This window comes from Ruegeria sp. BK1 (assembly GCF_056535645.1).
In genome coordinates this window covers 1,369,786-1,390,232 of the sequence record NZ_JBQFIS010000001.1, presented here as the reverse complement: position 1 = coordinate 1,390,232, position 20,447 = coordinate 1,369,786, and the positions used below count along the sequence as shown (strand labels likewise).

The window sequence follows — 20,447 nt, the reverse complement described above, 5'->3', positions numbered from 1 at the left end:
GACAAGCACGACCCAAGCCGCTTTTCATCTGAAACTGATCGAAACTGTCAAACCGCTTCAACTCGGAGGCCCCAATGATTCAGGTCCTTTCCAGCGCGTGGGCGCTTCTTCTTGGTATGGGCCTGCTTATGGTTGGCAACGGCCTGCAGGGTACAATTCTGGGCGTGCGGGGTGAGATCGAAGGGTTTTCAACCCTCGAGATGTCCTTTGTCATGTCCGCCTATTTCCTGGGTTTTCTGGGCGGCTCACGTCTTGCCCCCGAGATGATCCGCCGCGTGGGCCATGTAAGGGTCTTTGCGGCGCTGGCCTCTTTCATTTCAGCGGTGATGATCATGTATCCGCTGTTGACCAATGAAATCGCATGGATTTTGGGTCGTATGGTGATCGGGTTCTGCTTTTCCGGCGTTTACGTCACCGCTGAAAGCTGGCTCAACAATGCGGCCAATAACGAGAACCGAGGACAAGCGCTGTCACTTTACATGATTGTGCAGATGACGGGGATTATCGCTGCACAGGGGCTGGTTCTGATTGGTGATCCGTCAGGCTATGAAACCTTTGTCATCGCCTCGATCCTGGTGTCCGTATCATTTGCTCCGATCTTGCTGTCGATCTCTCCAACGCCCGCTTTTGACAGCACCAAACCAATGACCCTGCGCGAGTTGATGGGCAATTCACCTCTGGGCTGTATCGGCATGTTCCTTCTGGGGGGTGTGTTCTCGGCCCAGTTCGGCATGGCGGCCGTTTACGGCGCACGGGCTGGCCTGACACTGGTCGAGATATCGACCTTCGTCGCCGCGTTCTACGTGGGCGCCGTGCTGCTGCAATATCCGCTGGGTTGGTTTTCAGATCGTATGGACCGGCGCTTCCTGATCATGCTCGTGGCTCTGACCGGGGCGGGGGGCGCAGTTACGGCCATGCTGTTTGGGACGGTCTTTCCGATCCTGCTCGCCTCGGCCTTTGTGATTGGTGGCATGTCGAACCCGCTCTATTCGCTACTGATTGCCCATGCGAATGACTTTCTGGACAATGAAGATATGGCAGCGGCTTCGGGCGGTTTGGTGTTTATCAACGGTATGGGGGCAATCGCGGGTCCGCTGATCACCGGTTGGCTGATGGGCGACGCAATCTTTGGGCCTCCGGGCTTCTTCCTGATCATTGCCGCCCTGCTGGTGGCCCTGGCCGGATACGCCATGTACCGCATGACACAGCGCGCCGCTATTCCGGTGGATGAGACGGGCACTATGTCGCCGCTATATCCAACCGCCTCTCCGGTGGCGTTCGAGGTCGCGCAGGAAGTGGCCATCGAAGCCGCCGAGGCCGATCAGGATACGCAAGATGTTGCCTAAAACACGGAATTATTGCGCAAATGTTGCAATATGTTACTGTCATAAATCTGTAAAACGCCCTTAAATGACGTTACGTCCCTGGGGAGGCGAACAGACGGAGTATTGGGCAATGGCAGGGCCTGAAGACGTACTGAGTTTTTGGTTGGATGAAGTTGGTCCCAAAGGGTGGTATGAGCAGGATGAGGCGCTTGATGCCGAAATCCGCGAAAAATTCCTGACCACATGGGAACTGGCGTGCGAGGGCAAATTCTCGCTATGGCTGACCTATCCCAGCGGATCATTGGCTTACATCATCCTGATGGATCAATTCCCACGCAATATGTTCCGAGGCAGTGCTAAAGCTTTTGCATCGGACCGCGCCGCTCTGACGGCTGCGAAATGCGCGGTGGACAAGGGTTGGGACCTCAAGATTGACGAGCCCGCACGGCAATTCTTTTATTTACCGATGATGCATTCGGAAAACTTGTGCGATCAGGAACGCTGCGTGCGGTTGATGTGTCAGAACATCAATTCGGACTCCAGCAATCTGCTGCACGCGCGGGCCCATCGTGAAGTGATCCGCCAGTTCGGTCGCTTCCCCTATCGGAACGAGGCTTTGTCGCGCCCCATGACCGCGCCCGAAGCCGCCTATGTGGACATGGGTGGCTACGGTGCAACGGTCCGTGAATTGCAGGCCGCGAACTAAGACGAAGGCACACAGCCACGAATGGCAATCACGCGGTCGGCGATTGCGTCGGCCGTCGTGTTTATGGCGGTATTAATTAAGTGGTCCGGCGATTCAGTGAGATCGGCGATACGCGCCTGTGACGTTTGCAGCTTGGTTTCAAGCTGGTCAAGCTTGGCCAAGGCCAACGATATTTGCGCGGCGACGGCGCTGTCTGCGACAACCGCCGCCGATTGTAATGACGACAATTCACTGCGCAGGGCGGTCAATTCGCCACGCACTCCTTTCACCTCTTCTTTCAGCGGAGCAACGATTTGAACCTTTTCCGTGAGGGTCGTCGTGACATCGTCAACCGTCGAGGCGAGCTTCCACCCCAGAAACAGGCACAGGGCCACCAGGATCAGGGTCGCGTTCAATAGGGCAAGCAACAGGTCAGTCAGCGTTCTGGCCATGGTCGAAACTTCCAATACAATACAATCAATGAGTGCCGGGCGGGCCCGACGTCTATGTTCTAGCCATTGTGTCTTGCGCGGTATAGGCTGAAAACAGCGTTTATATTGTGCGCTGACCCTGCGTCGCTTTTGCCGCGGGACGATATTGTTGATGCATTTTTGAATTTAGTTTAATGGTAAACTAATCTCTGAAACGACCTGCGCCGAGAGGGAACAATGGCAGCACACTCTTTTGATCTGATCGTAATCGGCGCCGGGCCCGGCGGGTATGTAGCAGCAATTCGCGCATCGCAGCTCGGTCTGAAAACGGCCGTTGTCGAGCGTGAGCACCTGGGCGGTATCTGCCTGAACTGGGGCTGTATTCCAACAAAGGCGCTGCTGCGATCTTCAGAAGTGTTTCACCTAATGGAACGCGCCAAGGATTTTGGTCTGAAGGCCGACAAGATCGGGTATGATCTGGATGCGGTGGTTAAAAGGTCGCGCGGGGTTGCGGCGCAATTGTCAGGCGGCATTGGTCATCTGCTGAAAAAGAACAAAGTGACCGTTGTGATGGGCGAGGCAACGATCCCGGCCAAGGGCAAGGTCTCGGTCAAAACCGAAAAAGGGATCGAGGACCTGACGGCCAAGAACATCGTGCTAGCGACGGGCGCGCGTGCGCGCGAGTTGCCCGGTCTTGAGGCAGATGGCGATCTGGTTTGGACCTACAAACATGCACTTCAACCGCCCCGGATGCCGAAAAAGCTGTTGGTGATTGGGTCAGGCGCAATTGGGATCGAATTTGCCAGCTTCTACAATACACTGGGCGCGGACACGACGGTGGTCGAGGTGATGGATCGGGTTCTGCCGGTCGAGGACGCCGAGATCAGCGCCTTTGCCAAAAAAGCCTTCACCAAGCAGGGCATGACCATCATGGAAAAAGCGATGGTCAAGCAGCTTGATCGCGGCAAAGGCAAAGTCACCGCGCATATCGAGGTGAAGGGCAAGGTCGAAAAGCACGATTTCGATACGGTCATCTCAGCCGTTGGTATTGTCGGTAACGTCGAGAATCTGGGGCTCGAGGCCTTAGGGGTGAAAATCGACCGTACCCACGTGGTTACAGATGAGTTCTGCCGGACCGGTGTCGAGGGGCTATATGCAATCGGGGACATCGCCGGCGCGCCCTGGCTGGCGCATAAAGCCAGTCATGAAGGCGTGATGGTCGCCGAACTGATCGCAGGTAAACACGCACACCCGGTCAAGCCCGAGAGCATTGCGGGTTGCACCTATTGTCAGCCGCAGGTCGCTTCGGTCGGGTATACAGAAGCCAAGGCCAAAGAACTGGGTTATGACATCAAAGTCGGCCGCTTCCCCTTCATCGGCAACGGCAAGGCTATTGCCCTGGGTGAGCCTGAGGGGATGATCAAAACGATCTTTGATGCCAAAACTGGCGAATTGTTGGGTGCGCACATGGTTGGCGCGGAAGTGACGGAAATGATTCAGGGCTATGTAGTCGGTCGTCAATTGGAGACCACGGAAGAAGATCTGATGAACACAGTTTTCCCGCACCCAACGCTGTCCGAGATGATGCATGAAAGTGTATTGGATGCCTATGGGCGCGCGCTCCACATGTAAGGGAAGGGGGGGCTCTGCCCCCGCCGCGGCAAGCCGCGACTCCCCCGGGATATTTTTAGCCAGATGAAGCGGGGATCCTTCATTCATCTGGCCTTAAATATCCCGGAGCGCGAGGCAGAGCCTCGCTTAACCCCTAGTTGCTCAGTGCGTCCAGGATACGGGCCCAGGACCGGATGCCTTTGTGGAAGCTCTTTACGTCGTATTTCTCGTTCGGCGAATGAATCGCATCGTCGTCATTGGCAAAACCGACAAGCATGGAATCCAGCCCCAATTCGGTGCTGAAATATCCGACGACCGGGATTGATCCTCCCATGCCGGTGAAGACAGCCTCGCGCCCCCATTCGTCCGATAGCGCGCCGCGTGCGGCCTCGAATTCGGGGCGATCCAGGTTCATCACCGATGCCGGGGCGCCTTCAAGGTCGTTATCCCATTCAACCGTTGCATCTGCCGAAAGGCGATCCTCCACATGTTTGCGGATTTTGTTGCGCAGATCGTCAGGGTCCATATCGCCAACAAGGCGGCACGTGATCTTGCAATGGGCGCGCGAGGGGATCACCGTTTTGGACCCCGCACCGTTGTACCCCCCCCAAAGCCCGTTGACCTCGAGTGTCGGGCGCGCCCATTGTTGTTCAAGGGTGGAATAGCCCTTTTCGCCATGCGGTTGCGAATAGCCGACGGAGTTCAGATAGTCAGCTTCGTCGAAACCGCAGTCTTGCCATTGGCGCAACTGGTCAGCGGGAACCTCGTGGACGCCATCATAAAAGCCGTCGACTGCAACCCGACCGGTTTCGTCATCATAGAAAGAGGCAACAATCTTCGACAATTCTCGCAGCGGGTTCAGACCCGGTCCCCCGTAGTGGCCCGAGTGCAGGTCGATCCGGGGGCCGACGATGGTGAATTCGTCCTTGAGCATCCCGCGCAGCTGAGACGCGATTGAAGGCACCCCACGCGACACCATCGAGGTATCGCAAACCAGGGCCAGATCGGCTTTCAACTCGGCCGCGTTTTCGCGCAGGAAGGGCACAAGTGAGGGCGAACCGGATTCCTCTTCGCCTTCGAAGAAAAAAGTAATGCGGCAAGGCAGGGTGCCGTGAACGGCTTTCCAGGCGCGGCAGGCCTCGACAAAAGTCATCAACTGTCCCTTATCATCCGAGGATCCCCGCCCCCGGATGACGGGGCCGTTGTCGGTGTCTTCGATGGTCGGGTCGAACGGGTCGCGGTTCCACAGGTTCAGCGGGTCCACTGGCTGCACATCATAGTGCCCGTAAAACAGTATATGCGGCGCGTCGTTATCTTCTCCGATATGCCCAACGACCATCGGGTGGCCCGTGGTTTCGCGCTTTTCTGCCTGAATGCCGATGGTTTTCAGGTCGGCCACCAGCCAGTCCGCAGCTTGGCTGACTTGAGCGTCAAAAGCCGGGTCAGTCGAAATCGAAGGGATGCGCAGCAATTCCATCAACCGGTCGATTGAGGTTTGCAGATCGGCGTCGATACGGGTGAGAACTGCGTCAAGCGTCATGAGGGGGACTCCGGCCAAAAGGATTTCTGGCGGCACCCTAACAGGGCGATCCTTGCCGTCCAGTCCGTTTACTGTCAAAAAAGGCGCAATAACTGACGCATGCGACCGCCCCCCCTGCGTCGTTTCCTCGCGTTTCTTGGACGTAAGTTTACTTGTCGGGTAGGATGTGAGGCGATATTTGATGCAAATCAAATAAGCATTCCCAGACTCACTTATATGGTGCGATCACTTGGGACCATATCGGCGTCGGATGAAAACGGGGTCGGGGAAGATGTTCGGTCAATGCGGATTGGCCGGGCTTTTAAGGAGAAACCGGTGGACTATACTGCTCAGCTCGATACCGCGATTGCCAGGCTGCACGACGAAGGACGCTACCGGACCTTCATCGACATCGAACGTCGCAACGGCCATTTCCCGCATGCGGTACACACGCGCCCGGACGGGTCCACACAGAACATCACCGTCTGGTGCGGCAATGACTACTTGGGCATGGGCCAGAACCCGGTTGTCCTGAACGCGATGCACGAAGCTGTGGATTCGGCAGGGGCCGGTTCGGGTGGCACGCGCAACATCTCGGGCACGACGGTTTACCACAAGCAGCTTGAGGCTGAACTGGCTGATCTGCATGGCAAAGAGGCGGCGTTGCTCTTCACCTCGGCCTATATTGCCAATGACGCAACGCTGAGCACGCTGCCCAAACTGTTTCCTGGTCTAATTATCTATTCGGATGCGCTGAACCACGCTTCGATGATCGAGGGCGTGCGCCGCAACGGTGGCGCCAAGCGGATCTTCCGTCATAACGACGTCGCTCATCTGCGCGAACTGCTGGAGGCTGACGATCCGGCCGCTCCCAAGCTGATCGCGTTTGAATCCGTCTATTCGATGGATGGCGATTTCGGCCCGATCGAAGAAATTTGCGATCTGGCAGATGAATTTGGTGCTCTGACCTACATTGATGAGGTTCATGCGGTTGGCATGTACGGCCCCCGCGGTGGCGGTGTGACCGAGCGGGATCGCCTTGCGCATCGGATCGACATTATCAACGGCACATTGGCCAAGGCTTTTGGTGTGATGGGCGGCTATATCGCGGCAAGTGCGAAAATGTGTGACGCTGTACGCTCTTATGCGCCGGGCTTCATCTTTACCACGTCGCTGCCGCCTGCCGTTGCTGCGGGTGCGGCGGCCTCGGTTGCCTATCTGAAGACTGCCCCGGAACTGCGTGAGCTGCACCAAACACAGGCGAAAATCCTGAAGCTGCGACTGAAAGGGTTGGGCCTGCCGCTGATCGACCATGGCAGCCATATTGTGCCGGTGATCGTTGGCAATCCTGTTCATACCAAAAAGCTCAGCGATATGCTGCTGGACGACTATGGAATCTACGTTCAGCCGATCAATTTCCCGACCGTTCCGCGCGGAACCGAGCGTTTGCGGTTCACTCCATCGCCGGTTCACGGGCCGGATGAAATGAACGCTCTGGTGCAGGCGATGGACGAACTTTGGTCACATTGTGCGCTAAATCGCGCCGAACTCGCCGGTTAACCTCACGCCAAAGTGTGCAACGCGTTCATAGCGTGTTAGGCTTAAGCTAACAAAAGTAGCAGACGAATCGGTAGGCATGATTCGGCTCTGGCGTGAAACACGCGTAGGCAGAATGGGGCAGCAGGAATGATTGGGCGCAGATCTCAGCGCGGATCGGATGAGGACAGTGACGTCCGGCCGAAAGGCTATGACGATTATGAGGTCCGACTTGGCGACATGATGCGCGGCGAACGCGCGACGATGGGCAAATCTCTTCTGGATGTTCAACGCGAACTGCGGATCAAAGCCACCTACATCGCAGCGATTGAAGAAGCGAACCCCGACGCTTTTGACACACCCGGCTTTATCGCCGGGTATGTGCGGTCTTATGCACGCTATCTGGGGATGAACCCGGATGAAACCTTTGCCGCCTTCTGCAAGGAAAGTGGGTTCGAAGTGGCCCATGGCATGTCTGCGCAAGCGTCGGTAGTGCGCAAGCCTATAGGCGGGCTGCCTGCCCGTGGCCCGATGGGCCATGATCCGTTCATGTCGCCCAATACACCCTATATTCCGGGAAAAGAACCGCTGGTCAGCCAGATCGATCCGCGTGCCATCGGCTCATCGCTGGTGTTGCTGGCTGTGATCTGCGGGATCGGCTATGGCGGCTGGTCGGTGCTGAACAGAATACAGCAGGTTCAGGTCAGCCCGGTTGAACAGGCGCCGGTCGTTTTGTCCGATCTTGATCCTCTGGATGTTGCCCGCGCAACAATATCGACTGAAACCACGGCTGAGATCGAACCACCCAGCGTCGAGGCGCTGGATCGTCTGTATCGCCCACAGGCGCTGGATGTACCGGTTCTGGTCGCGCGTGACGCTCCGATCTCGACCCTTGATCCGCGCACGGTCGGGACTTTCCTGCCGCCCGAGCCGCCTCAGATTGAAGTGGCCGAGGTGCATACTGTTGAACGCCCGGTGCTGCCACAAGTGGTCGAGCAACTGGACACCACGCTCAAGATCGTCGCGGTCAATCCGTCTTGGATGCGCGTGACAGCCGCAGATGGCAGCGTCATCTTCGAAGGCACGCTGGGCACGGTCGAGCAAGGCAACACGTTCGAGGTTCCGCTGACCGAAGAACCACCGCAACTGCGCGCAGGCGCGTCGGGGTCGGTCTATTTCTCGATGAACGGTGAACATTTCGGCCCGGTCGGTGCGCCGGGTACCGTGGCTAAAGGCGTAGTCTTGTCCAAGGATGCCGTGGCGGAAAACTACACGGTCGCCGATCTTGAGGCCGAGCAGAACAGCGCGCTCAAACGCTTGGTTGCCGAGCTTCAGGCACAGGAACCCGTTGCCGCGTCTGAATGATCTAGCCATTGCGATGGCGGGTTAAGAGAACTATCTAAAGGCGCAACTCTGGCTGTCTTGGACCCGACCCTCATGTCCCTCAATCACGTGCGCCCGTGGCGAAACATATATCGTCGCAAATCCCGTCAGATCATGGTTGGCGACGTTGCCATCGGGGGTGATGCGCCGATTGCAGTTCAGACCATGACCAACACGCTGACCACGGATGTAGCCGCGACGGTAGCGCAAGTGCAGGCCGCAGCCGAGGCGGGGGCGGATATTGTGCGGGTCTCGGTCCCGGATGAGGCGTCGTCAAAGGCACTGAAAGAGATCGTGCGCGAAAGCCCTGTACCGATCGTGGCAGATATCCATTTCCACTATAAACGCGGCATCGAGGCTGCTGAGGCAGGCGCTGCCTGCCTGCGGATCAATCCGGGCAATATCGGTGACGAAAAGCGGGTACAGGAGGTGATCAAGGCCGCCCGCGACCACAATTGCTCGATCCGGATCGGGGTCAATGCGGGGTCGCTGGAAAAGCACCTGCTTGAGAAATATGGTGAGCCATGCCCCGAGGCAATGGTCGAAAGCGGGCTCGAACATATCCGCATTCTGGAAGACAACGACTTTCACAACTTCAAGATCAGCGTGAAGGCCAGTGACGTGTTCCTGTCGGCTGCGGCCTATCAGGGGATTGCCGAGGCCACAGATGCTCCCATCCATTTGGGTATCACCGAGGCCGGAGGACTGGTCAGCGGCACCATCAAATCCGCCATTGGGCTGGGCAATCTGCTGTGGATGGGGATCGGCGATACGATCCGCGTCAGCCTATCCGCGGACCCGGTGGAAGAAGTCAAGGTGGGCTATGAGATCCTGAAATCACTGGGCCTGCGCCATCGCGGTGTGAATATCATCTCATGCCCGTCCTGCGCGCGGCAGGGCTTTGACGTGATTAAGACGGTCGAAGCGCTAGAGCAGCGACTGGAGCATATCAAGACGCCGATGAGCCTGTCGATCATCGGCTGCGTCGTGAATGGCCCCGGTGAGGCGCTGATGACTGACGTTGGCTTTACCGGCGGCGGTGCGGGCTCGGGTATGGTCTATCTGGCGGGCAAGGCCAGCCACAAGATGTCCAACGATCAGATGATCGACCACATCGTTGAACAGGTCGAAAAGAAAGCGGCTGAACTGGACGCAGCGGCCGAGGCTGCGGAATAACCCAACAAGCGCGCGGTTCCGGGGAGGGATGTGTTCTCGACAGGGTGAACCGGTCTGTGTTGACAGGTCCCGCCGTTCTGGGGCCAAGTCGGGCCTATGAAGGCTACACTCGTCCTTGTTCTGCTAATGTGGACCGCTCCCATAGGCGCGGCGCGCGCGTGTGAATTGGCATTGGCTTTTGCGTTGGATGTGTCGGGCAGCGTCGATGAGGCCGAACATCAGTTGCAACGCGATGGCGTCGCCGCTGCCTTGCTGGACCCTGACGTTGTAACGGCGATTTCGGCCCAACCCGGTGGCGTGGCCCTGATGGTGTATGAGTGGTCAGACTCGCGCCAGCAGACGCAGATTTCGGCCTGGCGTCTGGTCAAAGGGGCGGCAGGGTTGAAATCGATCGCTGCCGAGGTTCTGGCGGCCCCTCGAAGTGCAACGGGTGGAACCGGCATAGGCCCGGCGGTCGCGTTCGGAGCGTTGATGTTCGACTATGGGCCCGATTGCCGTCGGCGCGTCATAGATGTGTCAGGGGACGGCAAACACAATAACGGCTTTCGCCCCCATGTCGCGCGCGAGATGCAGGTGATGCAAGGTGTCACCGTGAATGCGCTGGTGATCGAGGGGGCAGAGCCCGAGGTGCTGGCCTACTACGTCGAGCACGTCATTTCAGGACAGGGCGCTTTTGTGGAAATTGCGGCGGGGTATGAGGACTATGCCGCAGCCCTTCGGCGAAAATTGCTGCGTGAAATTCCGATGGCTGTAGCCGATCGGTAAGGGATAGGGCGGCGCACTATTGCGCGCCGCCTGTGTTTAAACTTAGCCTTGTTCAGCCCGCACGGCGTCTGCAATTTGCAGCATCTGGTCGGCAGTCAGATAGCCGCGCAGCATTTCGGTGCCAAGAACGAAGGACGGTGTGCCTTGGATTTGCATCCGCCGCGCCAATTCGCGGGTCTGGTTGATCTCATCGGTCACACGATCGCTGTCCATCGCTGCCAAAATGGCATCGCTATCCAGCCCCAGACCATCCGACAAACGGCGCAGAGAAACCTCGTTCGGCTCACCACCAAAGTCCAGCAGAGCGTCGTGCACCAGCTTATAAGCGTCATCGCCCGCCACATGCTTGGTGGCCACGGCAAAGCGGGAAGAGACCACCGAGGCTTCGCCCAGGATCGGGAATTCCTTGATCACCAGACGGATATTGCCGTCTTCGGACAACAGCTCGGCCACTTCGGGGACGGCCCGGCGGCAATAGCCGCAGCGGTAGTCCATGAATTCGACCAGCGTGATGTCGCCATCGGGATTGCCACCCACCCAGCTGTAGCCATCATTGAACAACTCGTCGGCATTGACTGCGACCAGTTCTTGATCCGCGGCGGCCTCGGCCTGAGCGTTGCGTTGTTCAAGGATGTTGATCGCTTCGATGATGACCTCGGGATTTTCCAGAAGATAGGCACGTACCTGCGCGCCGAACTGCTCTCTCTCGGCATCGCTCATGGTGTTGAGGTCCAACGCCTGCGCCGGGGCGGCAAGCAGGGAAAGCCCCAGAAGGGCCGGTGCAGCATGTCTGAGGATCATTTCCGTTTCCTTTTCGATTTCTTTGCGTTTTCCGAGGCAATCAGCACATCCTGTGCCCGTTGCCAACCTGTTGAACCCTCGGGTAGTTGCCCAAGAGCGCGTCTTGCGTGAATACCTGCATCGGTAAACTTGCCTTGCAAGGCATATCTTTCCGCCGTAACGACTGAGGCCATGCCAGTGTTGCCGACCCGCGCATATGCCACGCTCAGATCTCGCAGAGAGCCAGTGTTGCGATGGTCGCGGGCGCGTGCCTTTTCAAGCACTTGCAGGGCGTCTTTCGTCCGATCCTGTGCTAAAAGCGCGCGACCGTAGCCTGCAAGGATCAAGGCGTTGTTTGGTGCCATCTCCATCGCGTGACCATAGGCCGCAACGGCCTCGGGCAACTGACGGTTTTCCAGCAGGATCTGGCCTTTCAGTTCATAGTAATAAGGATCGTCGGGGCGAATGGCCAAGGCGCCGTCAATGGCGCCCCTCGCCTCCGCAAGATTGCGGTTCTGGTGATGGGCCGCCGCCTCGCGCATCAGGCGAATGTCTTGCGCGGTTTCCTCTTTCGCGCGTCGCAATGTCCACGAGGGCGCGCGCAGGAAGGCGGATAACTTTCCTTTTACGCGGGCAAACCAATATTCTGACTGCGCGTTGGGGACCGCAGACGCGCCAAATTCCCCTAAAAACGTCTGGGCCGCGCGCAGACGATCGCGGTTGGTGGGGTGCGAGCGCATATAGGGGTCCTGATTGGCCTCGCTCAGCAGCTCCTGACCCACGAATTTCTGGTGCAGGGCAACCATCCCGCTGGGTGAAATACCTGCCCATCGCAGATAGCTTGCTGCGCTGCGGTCGGCCGAGGATTCCTCGGCCCGTGTGTGCCCCAGAAAACTGCGCAAGGCCGAGCTCGAGGTGCCCGCAGCGATACCTGCCGCTGCTTCGCCACCTCCGGCGACGGCAACGGCCAGCGCAAGCGCTGTTCCCAACCCGGCATTGCGTTTGGCGGCTTTCAGGTTTTCGAACCGGCGGGCGAGATGGCCGTTGGCAATATGGGCGGCCTCATGCGCGATCACCGCTTGCAGCATCTCGGGGGTGTCTACGGACAAGATCAGGCCGTAGTTCAGATAGATCGCGTTGTTGTCGATAACGAAGGCATTGAATGTGCTGTCATAAACGACCAGAATTTGCACCCGATTGGTGTTCAGCCCGGCGGCCCGCAGCACAGGAAAGGCCAGTTCACGTAGGCCGTTTTCGATGTCGGGGTCGCGGATCAAGCTTTGCGCATTGGTTTGAGCTGCGCTGACGAACCAAGTCATCACACATAGAAACAGGGCCGGGATTGACGCCAGCCTGGATACACGCTCAAAAGCCATACAAGCAACATGGGAGATGGGCATGAGAAACTCAACCCGGTCCGGCGTCGATCCGTTTATTGTGATGGACGTGATGGAGGCCGCACGAAAGGCCGAAGAGGCGGGTCGCCACATCATCCATATGGAGGTCGGCCAGCCCGGAACCGGAGCCCCCAAGGGCGCGACCGAAGCACTGGCGAAGGCCATGCAGGACAGCCCTTTGGGTTATACTGTGGCGCTTGGAATGCCCGCGCTGCGACAGCGGATCGCGCAGCTTTATGGTGCATGGTACAATGTCGATCTAGATCCCAATCGAGTTGTCGTGACGCCGGGCTCTTCGGGCGCGTTTCTGCTGGCGTTCACGGCCCTGTTCGACAGCGGCGACCGCGTCGGAATCGGCGCTCCGGGCTACCCGTCTTATCGTCAGATCCTAAAGGCTCTGGGCTTGGTTCCGGTTGATTTGCCAACCGCGCCTGAAAACCGATTGCAGCCTGTGCCTGCGGACTTCGCCGGGCTCGATCTGCAAGGGCTGATGGTGGCCTCTCCTGCAAACCCGACCGGCACCATGCTGGACCACGCAGCAATGGGCGCGCTGATCGAAGCGGCGCAGGGGCAGGGCGCGTCCTTCATCAGCGACGAGATTTACCATGGGCTGGAATATGAGGCCAAAGCCGTCACCGCGCTGGAGCTGACGGATGAATGCTATGTGATCAACTCGTTTTCCAAGTATTTTTCGATGACTGGCTGGCGCGTCGGCTGGATGGTCGTGCCCGAGGGTCAGGTGCGTGTGGTTGAGCGGATCGCCCAGAACATGTTCATTTGCGCGCCGCATGCCAGTCAGGTGGCGGCTCTGGCGGCGATGGAATGCGAGGATGAGTTGCAAGCCAATCTGGACGTCTACCGCCAGAACCGCGCTTTGATGCTGGAAGGTCTGCCCAAGGCCGGGTTCACCAATATCGCACCACCGGACGGGGCGTTTTACGTCTATGCCGATGTATCCGACCTAACCGACGACAGCCGCGCCTTTGCGGCCGAGATTTTGGACAAGGCCGGCGTGGCCGTCACACCCGGTCTGGATTTCGATCCCGAACGCGGCCACGGCACCTTGCGCTTTTCCTATGCCCGCTCCACCTCTGATATCCGTGAGGGGCTAGACCGATTGCGTATCTTTATGACCGAGCGGGGCAATATTGGGTAGAGCGTTCACAAACCGGCGCGGCTGCGTTAGTCTGCTGGTCAAACGATCTCGGGATAACTTGAGGCCATGAGCAGGATTTTCTACGCCATAGTGCTGATCTGGGCGCTGACGGGGGCTGCGGTTGCGCATGAACTTAGCGCGCTGGCCCGTGTGTTGCCCGATGAAAGCCGCATCGTGGATGAGGGGCGCTCGGGCGTGCGGGTGCAACTTGGGCTCAGCCAAGGGGTTCCCTACCGTGTGTTCACGCTGCGCGACCCCTACCGGATGGTTCTGGACTTTCAGGAGGTCGATTGGACCGGGCTGAAAGATGCGGATTTCTTGCAGACGGATCGGATCAGTGGCGTGCAATTCGGGGGCTATGTCCCCGGATGGTCGCGCATGGTGTTGGACCTTGGCGCCCCTTTGGCGGTCGAGAGCGCTAATTTGAGGATCGACGAGGCAACGGGTACGGCGGCCCTGACGCTTGACTTGAAGGGAACCGATTTCGATACGTTTGTTGCCAGCGCCGGAGCACCCCGCCAGCCAGGCTGGGACTTGCCCGAACCCTCGGTAAATGCGCCAGATCACGAGGCAGATGGCCCGCGCCCGCTGCGGGTGATGCTGGACCCCGGCCATGGCGGCATTGATCCCGGTGCCGAGGTGAACGGGCTGGACGAAAAGACCCTGATGCTGACCTTCGCCCGCGAGTTGCGCGAAGTTTTGTTGCGCACAGGGGGCTATGAGATCGTTCTGACCCGGACCGATGATCATTTCGTGTCGCTAGAGCGCCGTATCGCGCTGGCCCACCGGGCCGGGGTGGATGTGTTCATCTCGCTGCATGCGGATATCCTGTCGGAAGGGCGCGCTCATGGAGCGGCGGTCTATACCCTATCGGAGGAGGCTTCGGACGTGGCTAGCCACAAACTGGCCGAGCGGCATGACCGGGGTGATCTGATCTCGGGGATCGACCTCAGCGGGGCCGACGATCAGGTGGCCGATGTTCTTCTGGACCTGGCGCGTCAGGAAACCAAACCGCGCACCGATGCGCTGGCCGCAGCGCTGGCCAATGGCATGACGCAGCAGGGCGGGCCGATGAACAACCACCCGATCCGCACCGCTTCGTTTTCCGTTCTCAAAGCAGCTGACATCCCTTCGGTTTTGATCGAGCTTGGCTTTCTGTCCAGTCCCAGAGACTGGAAAAACATCAATAATCCAGAGTGGCGCTTGGGTATGGCACATGGCATCCGCGACGGGCTTGAAGTCTGGCGTCAGCAGGATGTGATCCGCCGATCCCTGATTGGCCAGTGACCCTACGGCGCAAAACGGCTAATATGGGGCATCGTGTTTTGACCCAACGCGCGGGCGTCCCTATATAGGCGGCACCGCGAGCAAAAGGCAGTGACGTGATCCGTTTCATATTTTCGATCTTTGGGGCGATCTTCAGCCTCGTGACTCTTGGGTTTTTCATGGCCGCGCTGGTGATTGGCGCGATCTTCTGGATGTATGGGCGCGACCTGCCCAGCCATGAATCACTTGCGCAGTATAAACCACCCACGATTAGCCGGATCTATTCGGGTGAGGGTCAGTTGATCGACGAATTCGCGCAGGAACGCCGCCTGTTCACGCCTTCAGAAGAAATCCCTGATCTGGTGAAACAGGCCTTTATCTCGGCCGAGGACAAGAACTTTTACACGCACCAAGGCTATGACCCGCGCGGGATCATCGCAGCTGGCGTTGAGGCGGTGAAATCCAAGGGTGAAAACGTGCGTGGTGCTTCGACCATCACCCAACAGGTGATGAAGAACTTCCTGCTGTCCGGCGACCGTCGCGCCGAGCGCAAGATCAAGGAGATTATCCTCGCCACCCGACTTGAGGATACGCTGGACAAGGAACAGATCCTGGAACTCTATATGAACGAGATTTTTCTGGGGCAGAACTCGTATGGTGTGACGGCGGCTGCGCAGACCTATTTCAACAAGACACTGCAGGAACTGGCCCCGCATGAGGCGGCGACCTTGGCGGCGATGCCCAAGGCGCCTTCAGACTACCACCCGGTGCGCGAGAAAGAGCGCCTGCTGGCGCGACGTAACTATGTGCTGCGCGAGATGAATCAGAACGGATACCTCGACTTGGCCACCTATGAGGCCGAGGTGGCGCAACCGCTGCGATCGGTCCAAAACGGCGATTTCGAAAGCTTCCGTACCGCATTGCCGCCGCGTGACTATTTCACCGACGAAATCCGTCGTCAGCTGAGCGAGGATTTCGGTGAGGGTGAGTTCTTTACCGGTGGCTTCACCGTCCGCGCCTCGGTGGATGAGGAAATGCAAGTCGTGGCCGCCAAGGCCCTGCGCACGGCGCTGCAGAAATACGACCGATCACGTGGGAAATGGCGCGGTACGGGTGAGGTGATTGCCGAAGATGCCCTGGCAGACGAAGCGCAATGGCGCGAGGCGCTGGCGATCATGGAAATCCCCCGCGACGTGGAACTGCCGACGCAATGGTATCCGGCCGTTGTGCTGAACGTAGCCGATCAGTCCCTGACCGTGGGTATCGAGGACGGCCCGGCTGACGGCATCGTTCCTCGCTCTGACATCCAGTGGATGCAAGGTAACTTCTTTGACAACTTCAAGCGCGGCGACGTCATTCTGGTAATGGCCGGGGAAGAGGGCCAGTGGTCCGCCCGTCAGGTGCCCGAAGTGCAGGGTGGCTTTGTTGCGATGGACGTAAACTCGGGCCGTGTTCTAGCAATGCAGGGCGGGTTCTCGTATCAGGATTCGGTGTTCAACCGCGCCACGCAGGCACAGCGCCAGCCGGGATCGAGCTTTAAACCCTTCGTCTATGCCGCGGCGCTGGACAGTGGCTATAGCCCTGCCACCATCGTTGTGGATGCCCCAATTGAGGTGAACACGCCGCAAGGTCTGTGGCGGCCCAAGAACTCGTCGAACAAATTCTACGGTCCGACGCCCTTGAGGACCGGGATTGAACAGTCGCGGAACCTGATGACCATTCGTCTGGCACAAGAAGTCACGATGCCGGTGGTCGCGGGCTATGCCGAACGGTTCGGAGTCTATGACCGCATGGGGGCATTCCTTGCGAACTCATTGGGGTCCGAAGAGACGACGCTCTATAAGATGGTCGCAGCCTATGCGATGTTTGCCAATGGCGGCGAGCGGGTCGAACCCACTCTGGTTGACCGCATTCAGGACCGGTTCGGCAAGACGATCTACCGGCACGACGACCGGGAATGTCTGGACTGCAACTCGGCCTGGTTGGAGCCGGACGAGTCGCCGACCATCGTCACCGACCGTTGGCAGGTCATGGATGCGATCACCGCCTATCAGCTGACCTCGATGATGAAGGGTGTGGTGGATCGTGGAACGGCGTCGTCTTTTGTGAACCTGCCTGTGCCGACCGCCGGCAAGACCGGCACCACCAACGATTCGAAGGATGCGTGGTTTATCGGCTTTACCTCGAACATCGTGGCGGGCTGCTATATCGGTTACGACCGCCCGCGTCCCATGGGGCGGGGAGCCTATGGCGGCACTATGTGCGGACCAGTTTTCCAAAGCTTTATGGAAACCGCGACCGAGAAATATGGCGGCGGTCCTTTCGAGGTTCCAGAGGGTGGTCATTTCATCAAGATTGACCGGTTCAGCGGCGCGCGCCTGCCACCGGAGGCGACCGGTGACTATGTGGTGGCCGAGTATTTCCGCGATGGTGTCGATGGGTTTATCGACCGTGTCTATGACGGTGGATTTGCGATGGGATCGGATCTGCCTTTGTTTGAAGAGGCCAGCTCGGGTCGTCAGGTGACAACCTCGACCGGGAACACCGTCACCGTCGGACCCAACGCCAGCCAGGGCGATGTGGCAACTGGCGGTCTTTACTGACACCTGATTGGTTTGCGGCCTCCGCTGTCTTGTGGTGGCCCCAACCTCTTGCTATCACGCAAGCCTGATTGAGCAAGTTGGGACCTGACCATGCGCGCCGAAACCCAGAATATCGTGGCGGAAATCGAAAAGTCGCTGGAGCTGCTGGCGCAGCGCATGGACTATGAGACCGCACCTCATCGTCTTGAGGAATTCAACGCGCGTGTTGAAGATCCGAACTTGTGGGATAATCCCGAGAATGCACAGAAGCTGATGCGCGAGCGGCAGATGCTGGTCGATGCGATTGAGACCTATGAAACCATCAAGACCGATCTGAGTGACAATATCGAGTTGATCGAACTGGGCGAGATGGAAGAGGACGAAGAGGTCGTTACCGACGCCGAGGGCGCGATCAAGGCGCTGCAGGCCAAGGCCGCCAAGAAAGAACTAGAAGCCCTGCTGGACGGCGAAGCCGACAGCAACGATACCTTCCTTGAGATCAACTCGGGCGCGGGTGGGACGGAAAGCTGTGACTGGGCCTCAATGCTGGCGCGAATGTATGTGCGTTGGGCTGAGAAGAAGGGTTACACCGTCGAGCTGCAATCCGAGACCGCGGGCGAAGAGGCAGGGATCAAATCGGCAGCCTATAAGATTTCGGGTCACAACGCGTATGGCTGGTTGAAGTCGGAAAGCGGCGTACACCGGCTGGTTCGGATTTCGCCTTATGACTCGGCGGCCAAGCGACACACGTCCTTTAGCTCGGTCTGGGTCTATCCGGTGGTCGACGACAATATCGAGATCGAGGTGAACCCGTCGGATATTCGGATTGATACCTATCGGTCATCCGGCGCGGGTGGTCAGCACGTGAACACCACGGACTCGGCGGTGCGGATCACGCACATCCCGACCGGAATCGTTGTGACCAGTTCCGAGAAATCGCAGCACCAGAACCGGGACATCGCCATGAAGGCGCTGAAATCGCGCCTCTACCAGCAAGAGCTGGACCGCCGGAACGCGGATATCAACGCCGCGCATGAGGCCAAGGGTGATGCGGGTTGGGGCAACCAGATCCGGTCTTACGTGTTGCAACCGTATCAAATGGTGAAGGATTTGCGGACCAACCATGAGACCTCGGACACAAAGGGCGTGTTGGATGGGGATCTGGACGGGTTCATGGCGGCGACTTTGGCGCTGGATGTGGCTGGCAAGTCCCGGTCCGAAGCGCAAGGTGAATAAGTCTGGCAGGGGGCTCTGCCCCCGCCGCGCGTGCGCGCGACTCCCCCGGGATATTTTGGGCCAGATGAAGGGGATCATTGCGTGGCGGTGGACCGGAAAAGATACATTTAAACAGTGGGTTTAAATGGTGCGGCGGGGTCGTTAGGCTGATCGTATTGACGCGATATGACTGCCGATGGGACCGGGATGGAACTGAGCCAAATCACCGCAACTGAACTTTTGGGCGCAATGGCATCGGGGCAGGTCTCGGCTGCGGATGTCATGCGGTTGACGCTGGAGCGGATCGGGGCGGTCAATGGCCGATTGAACGCCATCGTGGCGCTGCGGGATGAGGCCGAATTGATGGCCGAGGCGCGGGCGATGGATGAAGGTCCACGACGGGGCTCGCTGCATGGGTTGCCGATGGCGGTCAAGGATCTGGTCAATGTGGCCGGGATGGCCTCGACCCAAGGCTCGCCGCTGTTTGCAGGGCATGTACCGGAGGTTGACGATCTGATCGCGGCACGGTTGCGGGCGGCGGGGGCCATTCTAATCGGCAAGACCAATACGCCGGAATTCGGTTTGGGGTCGCACACGTTCAACCCGGTCTATGGGGCGACGCGCAACCCATATGATGCTGAGCGTAGCTGCGGAGGTTCCTCTGGCGGAGCCGCAGTGGCCTTGGCTTCGGGGATGCTGGCGCTGGCGGATGGGTCAGACATGATGGGCAGCTTGCGCAACCCAGCGGCCTGGAACAATGTTTATGGGTTTCGACCAAGCTGGGGCCGCGTTCCGTCTCAACCCGAAGGGGACGGGTATTTGCATCAGTTGTCGACTCTGGGGCCTATGGCACGCAGCCCTGAGGACTTGGGCGTGTTGCTGGACGTGATCTCAGGGCCGGACGCGGGACAGCCGTTATCTGCGGCTTGCACGCCGGTTTCACGGGTCAGACCCGCCGATATGCGCGGCCTGCGGATTGGTTGGTTGGCGGATTGGGGCGGTGCCTTTCCGTTTGAAGACGGAATTTTGGATCAATGCGCGCAGGCCCTTGCGGTGTTTTCGGATCTGGGCGCGCAAGTGGAACCACTTGCGCCGCCATTCGAAGCGGAATTGATGTGGGATAGTTGGGTGACGCTACGCGCCTGGAGCGTGGCCGCCGGGTTGAGGCCTTTGACTGAACACCGCTCAAAGCTGAAAGACACCGCGCAGTGGGAGCTGGATCGGGGCTTGGCCTTGACGGCGATGCAGGTGCATCGCGCCAGCGTCATTCGCTCGGACTGGTATCGCAAGGCCGCAGAGGTGTTCGTTGATTATGACATGTTGGTGCTGCCATCTGCGCAAGTCTGGCCGTTTGAGCTGGACACGCCGTTCCCAACAGAAATCGCAGGGGTGAAGATGGACACCTATCATCGCTGGATGCAGGTCATGGTGCCTGTCAGTCTGATTGGTCTGCCTGCCTTGTCCGTGCCCGTCGGGTTCGGGGCCGAGGGGCTGCCGATGGGGATGCAGCTTTTTGGAGCCAAAGGGGCCGATGGGCAGGTTCTGTCCATTGGGGCGGCGTATCATGAGGTCACGCGTTGGCCGCAGAAAAGACCGGCCTGATAGAAGGACGGATGAAGG

At 58.8% G+C, this 20,447-nt stretch carries 16 protein-coding genes; 12 read left to right on the top strand and 4 right to left on the bottom strand.

The genetic code is table 11. From position 1 onward, the window contains the following. The first annotated feature begins 74 nt into the window (after positions 1-74). Complete coding sequence (locus tag ACR3E7_RS06910) at positions 75-1,346, top strand: MFS transporter (protein ID WP_170788778.1); 1,272 nt, start codon at positions 75-77, stop codon at positions 1,344-1,346. A gap of 109 nt (positions 1,347-1,455) precedes the next feature. Then, entirely contained in the window at positions 1,456-2,031 is a 576-nt protein-coding gene (locus ACR3E7_RS06905; RefSeq protein WP_480502539.1) for a DUF924 family protein, read from the top strand. Here the strand turns inward: ACR3E7_RS06905 and ACR3E7_RS06900 are convergent. Beyond that, on the bottom strand, positions 2,028-2,462 hold the full coding sequence (locus ACR3E7_RS06900; RefSeq protein WP_170782598.1) for a hypothetical protein: 435 nt from the start codon (positions 2,460-2,462) through the stop codon (positions 2,028-2,030). The two genes, ACR3E7_RS06905 and ACR3E7_RS06900, sit on opposite strands and share 4 nt — an antisense overlap. Positions 2,463-2,678: 216 nt before the next feature. Between ACR3E7_RS06900 and lpdA the strand changes: the two genes are divergently transcribed. Next, positions 2,679-4,073: a dihydrolipoyl dehydrogenase gene (lpdA, locus tag ACR3E7_RS06895; RefSeq protein ID WP_480502538.1), complete on the top strand. Its 1,395-nt coding sequence runs from the start codon at positions 2,679-2,681 to the stop codon at positions 4,071-4,073. Positions 4,074-4,206: 133 nt separating this feature from the next. Here the strand turns inward: lpdA and ACR3E7_RS06890 are convergent, their stop codons facing one another. Then, the gene (locus tag ACR3E7_RS06890; protein ID WP_480502537.1) at positions 4,207-5,592 is read right to left on the bottom strand and encodes a dipeptidase; all 1,386 of its coding nucleotides are present in this window, start codon (positions 5,590-5,592) and stop codon (positions 4,207-4,209) included. 315 nt (positions 5,593-5,907) lie between these two features. On the opposite strand from ACR3E7_RS06890, the gene hemA reads away from it, so the two are divergent. From hemA to ACR3E7_RS06870, 4 genes are all read left to right on the top strand, one after another. Next, positions 5,908-7,131 carry a 5-aminolevulinate synthase gene (gene hemA / locus ACR3E7_RS06885; protein ID WP_170788775.1) on the top strand — a complete coding sequence of 408 codons (1,224 nt, stop codon included), beginning with the start codon at positions 5,908-5,910 and terminating at the stop codon, positions 7,129-7,131. A 126-nt stretch (positions 7,132-7,257) separates the two neighbouring features. Further along, entirely contained in the window at positions 7,258-8,472 is a 1,215-nt protein-coding gene (locus ACR3E7_RS06880; protein WP_170782594.1) for a helix-turn-helix domain-containing protein, read from the top strand. Positions 8,473-8,544: 72 nt separating this feature from the next. Continuing rightward, entirely contained in the window at positions 8,545-9,666 is a 1,122-nt protein-coding gene (gene ispG, locus ACR3E7_RS06875; RefSeq protein WP_170782593.1) for a flavodoxin-dependent (E)-4-hydroxy-3-methylbut-2-enyl-diphosphate synthase, read from the top strand. Positions 9,667-9,762: 96 nt separating this feature from the next. Then, on the top strand, positions 9,763-10,431 hold the full coding sequence (locus tag ACR3E7_RS06870; protein ID WP_480502536.1) for a DUF1194 domain-containing protein: 669 nt from the start codon (positions 9,763-9,765) through the stop codon (positions 10,429-10,431). Between the two features lie 42 nt (positions 10,432-10,473). Here the strand turns inward: ACR3E7_RS06870 and ACR3E7_RS06865 are convergent, their stop codons facing one another. Together ACR3E7_RS06865 and ACR3E7_RS06860 are read right to left on the bottom strand one after the other, a co-directional pair. Next, complete coding sequence (locus tag ACR3E7_RS06865) at positions 10,474-11,232, bottom strand: DsbA family protein (protein WP_170782591.1); 759 nt, start codon at positions 11,230-11,232, stop codon at positions 10,474-10,476. After that, positions 11,229-12,611: a M48 family metalloprotease gene (locus ACR3E7_RS06860; protein ID WP_480502535.1), complete on the bottom strand. Its 1,383-nt coding sequence runs from the start codon at positions 12,609-12,611 to the stop codon at positions 11,229-11,231. Before ACR3E7_RS06860 ends, ACR3E7_RS06865 begins: the two co-directional genes overlap by 4 nt. Between ACR3E7_RS06860 and ACR3E7_RS06855 the strand changes: the two genes are divergently transcribed. The 5 genes from ACR3E7_RS06855 to ACR3E7_RS06835 all read left to right on the top strand — a co-directional run bounded on the left by ACR3E7_RS06855 (position 12,610) and on the right by ACR3E7_RS06835 (position 20,429). Then, positions 12,610-13,764, top strand: coding sequence for a pyridoxal phosphate-dependent aminotransferase (locus ACR3E7_RS06855; RefSeq protein WP_480502534.1), 1,155 nt, complete (start codon positions 12,610-12,612; stop codon positions 13,762-13,764). The genes ACR3E7_RS06860 and ACR3E7_RS06855 overlap by 2 nt on opposite strands. A gap of 66 nt (positions 13,765-13,830) precedes the next feature. Continuing rightward, on the top strand, positions 13,831-15,051 hold the full coding sequence (locus ACR3E7_RS06850; RefSeq protein ID WP_480502533.1) for an N-acetylmuramoyl-L-alanine amidase: 1,221 nt from the start codon (positions 13,831-13,833) through the stop codon (positions 15,049-15,051). Positions 15,052-15,146: 95 nt separating this feature from the next. Beyond that, positions 15,147-17,633: a penicillin-binding protein 1A gene (locus ACR3E7_RS06845; protein ID WP_480502532.1), complete on the top strand. Its 2,487-nt coding sequence runs from the start codon at positions 15,147-15,149 to the stop codon at positions 17,631-17,633. Between the two features lie 90 nt (positions 17,634-17,723). Beyond that, complete coding sequence (gene prfB / locus ACR3E7_RS06840) at positions 17,724-18,848, top strand: peptide chain release factor 2 (RefSeq protein ID WP_170782586.1); 1,125 nt, start codon at positions 17,724-17,726, stop codon at positions 18,846-18,848. A 186-nt stretch (positions 18,849-19,034) separates the two neighbouring features. After that, positions 19,035-20,429 (top strand): amidase, encoded by a 1,395-nt coding sequence (locus ACR3E7_RS06835; protein WP_480502885.1) that lies wholly within the window; start codon positions 19,035-19,037, stop codon positions 20,427-20,429. Positions 20,430-20,447: the final 18 nt, after the last annotated feature.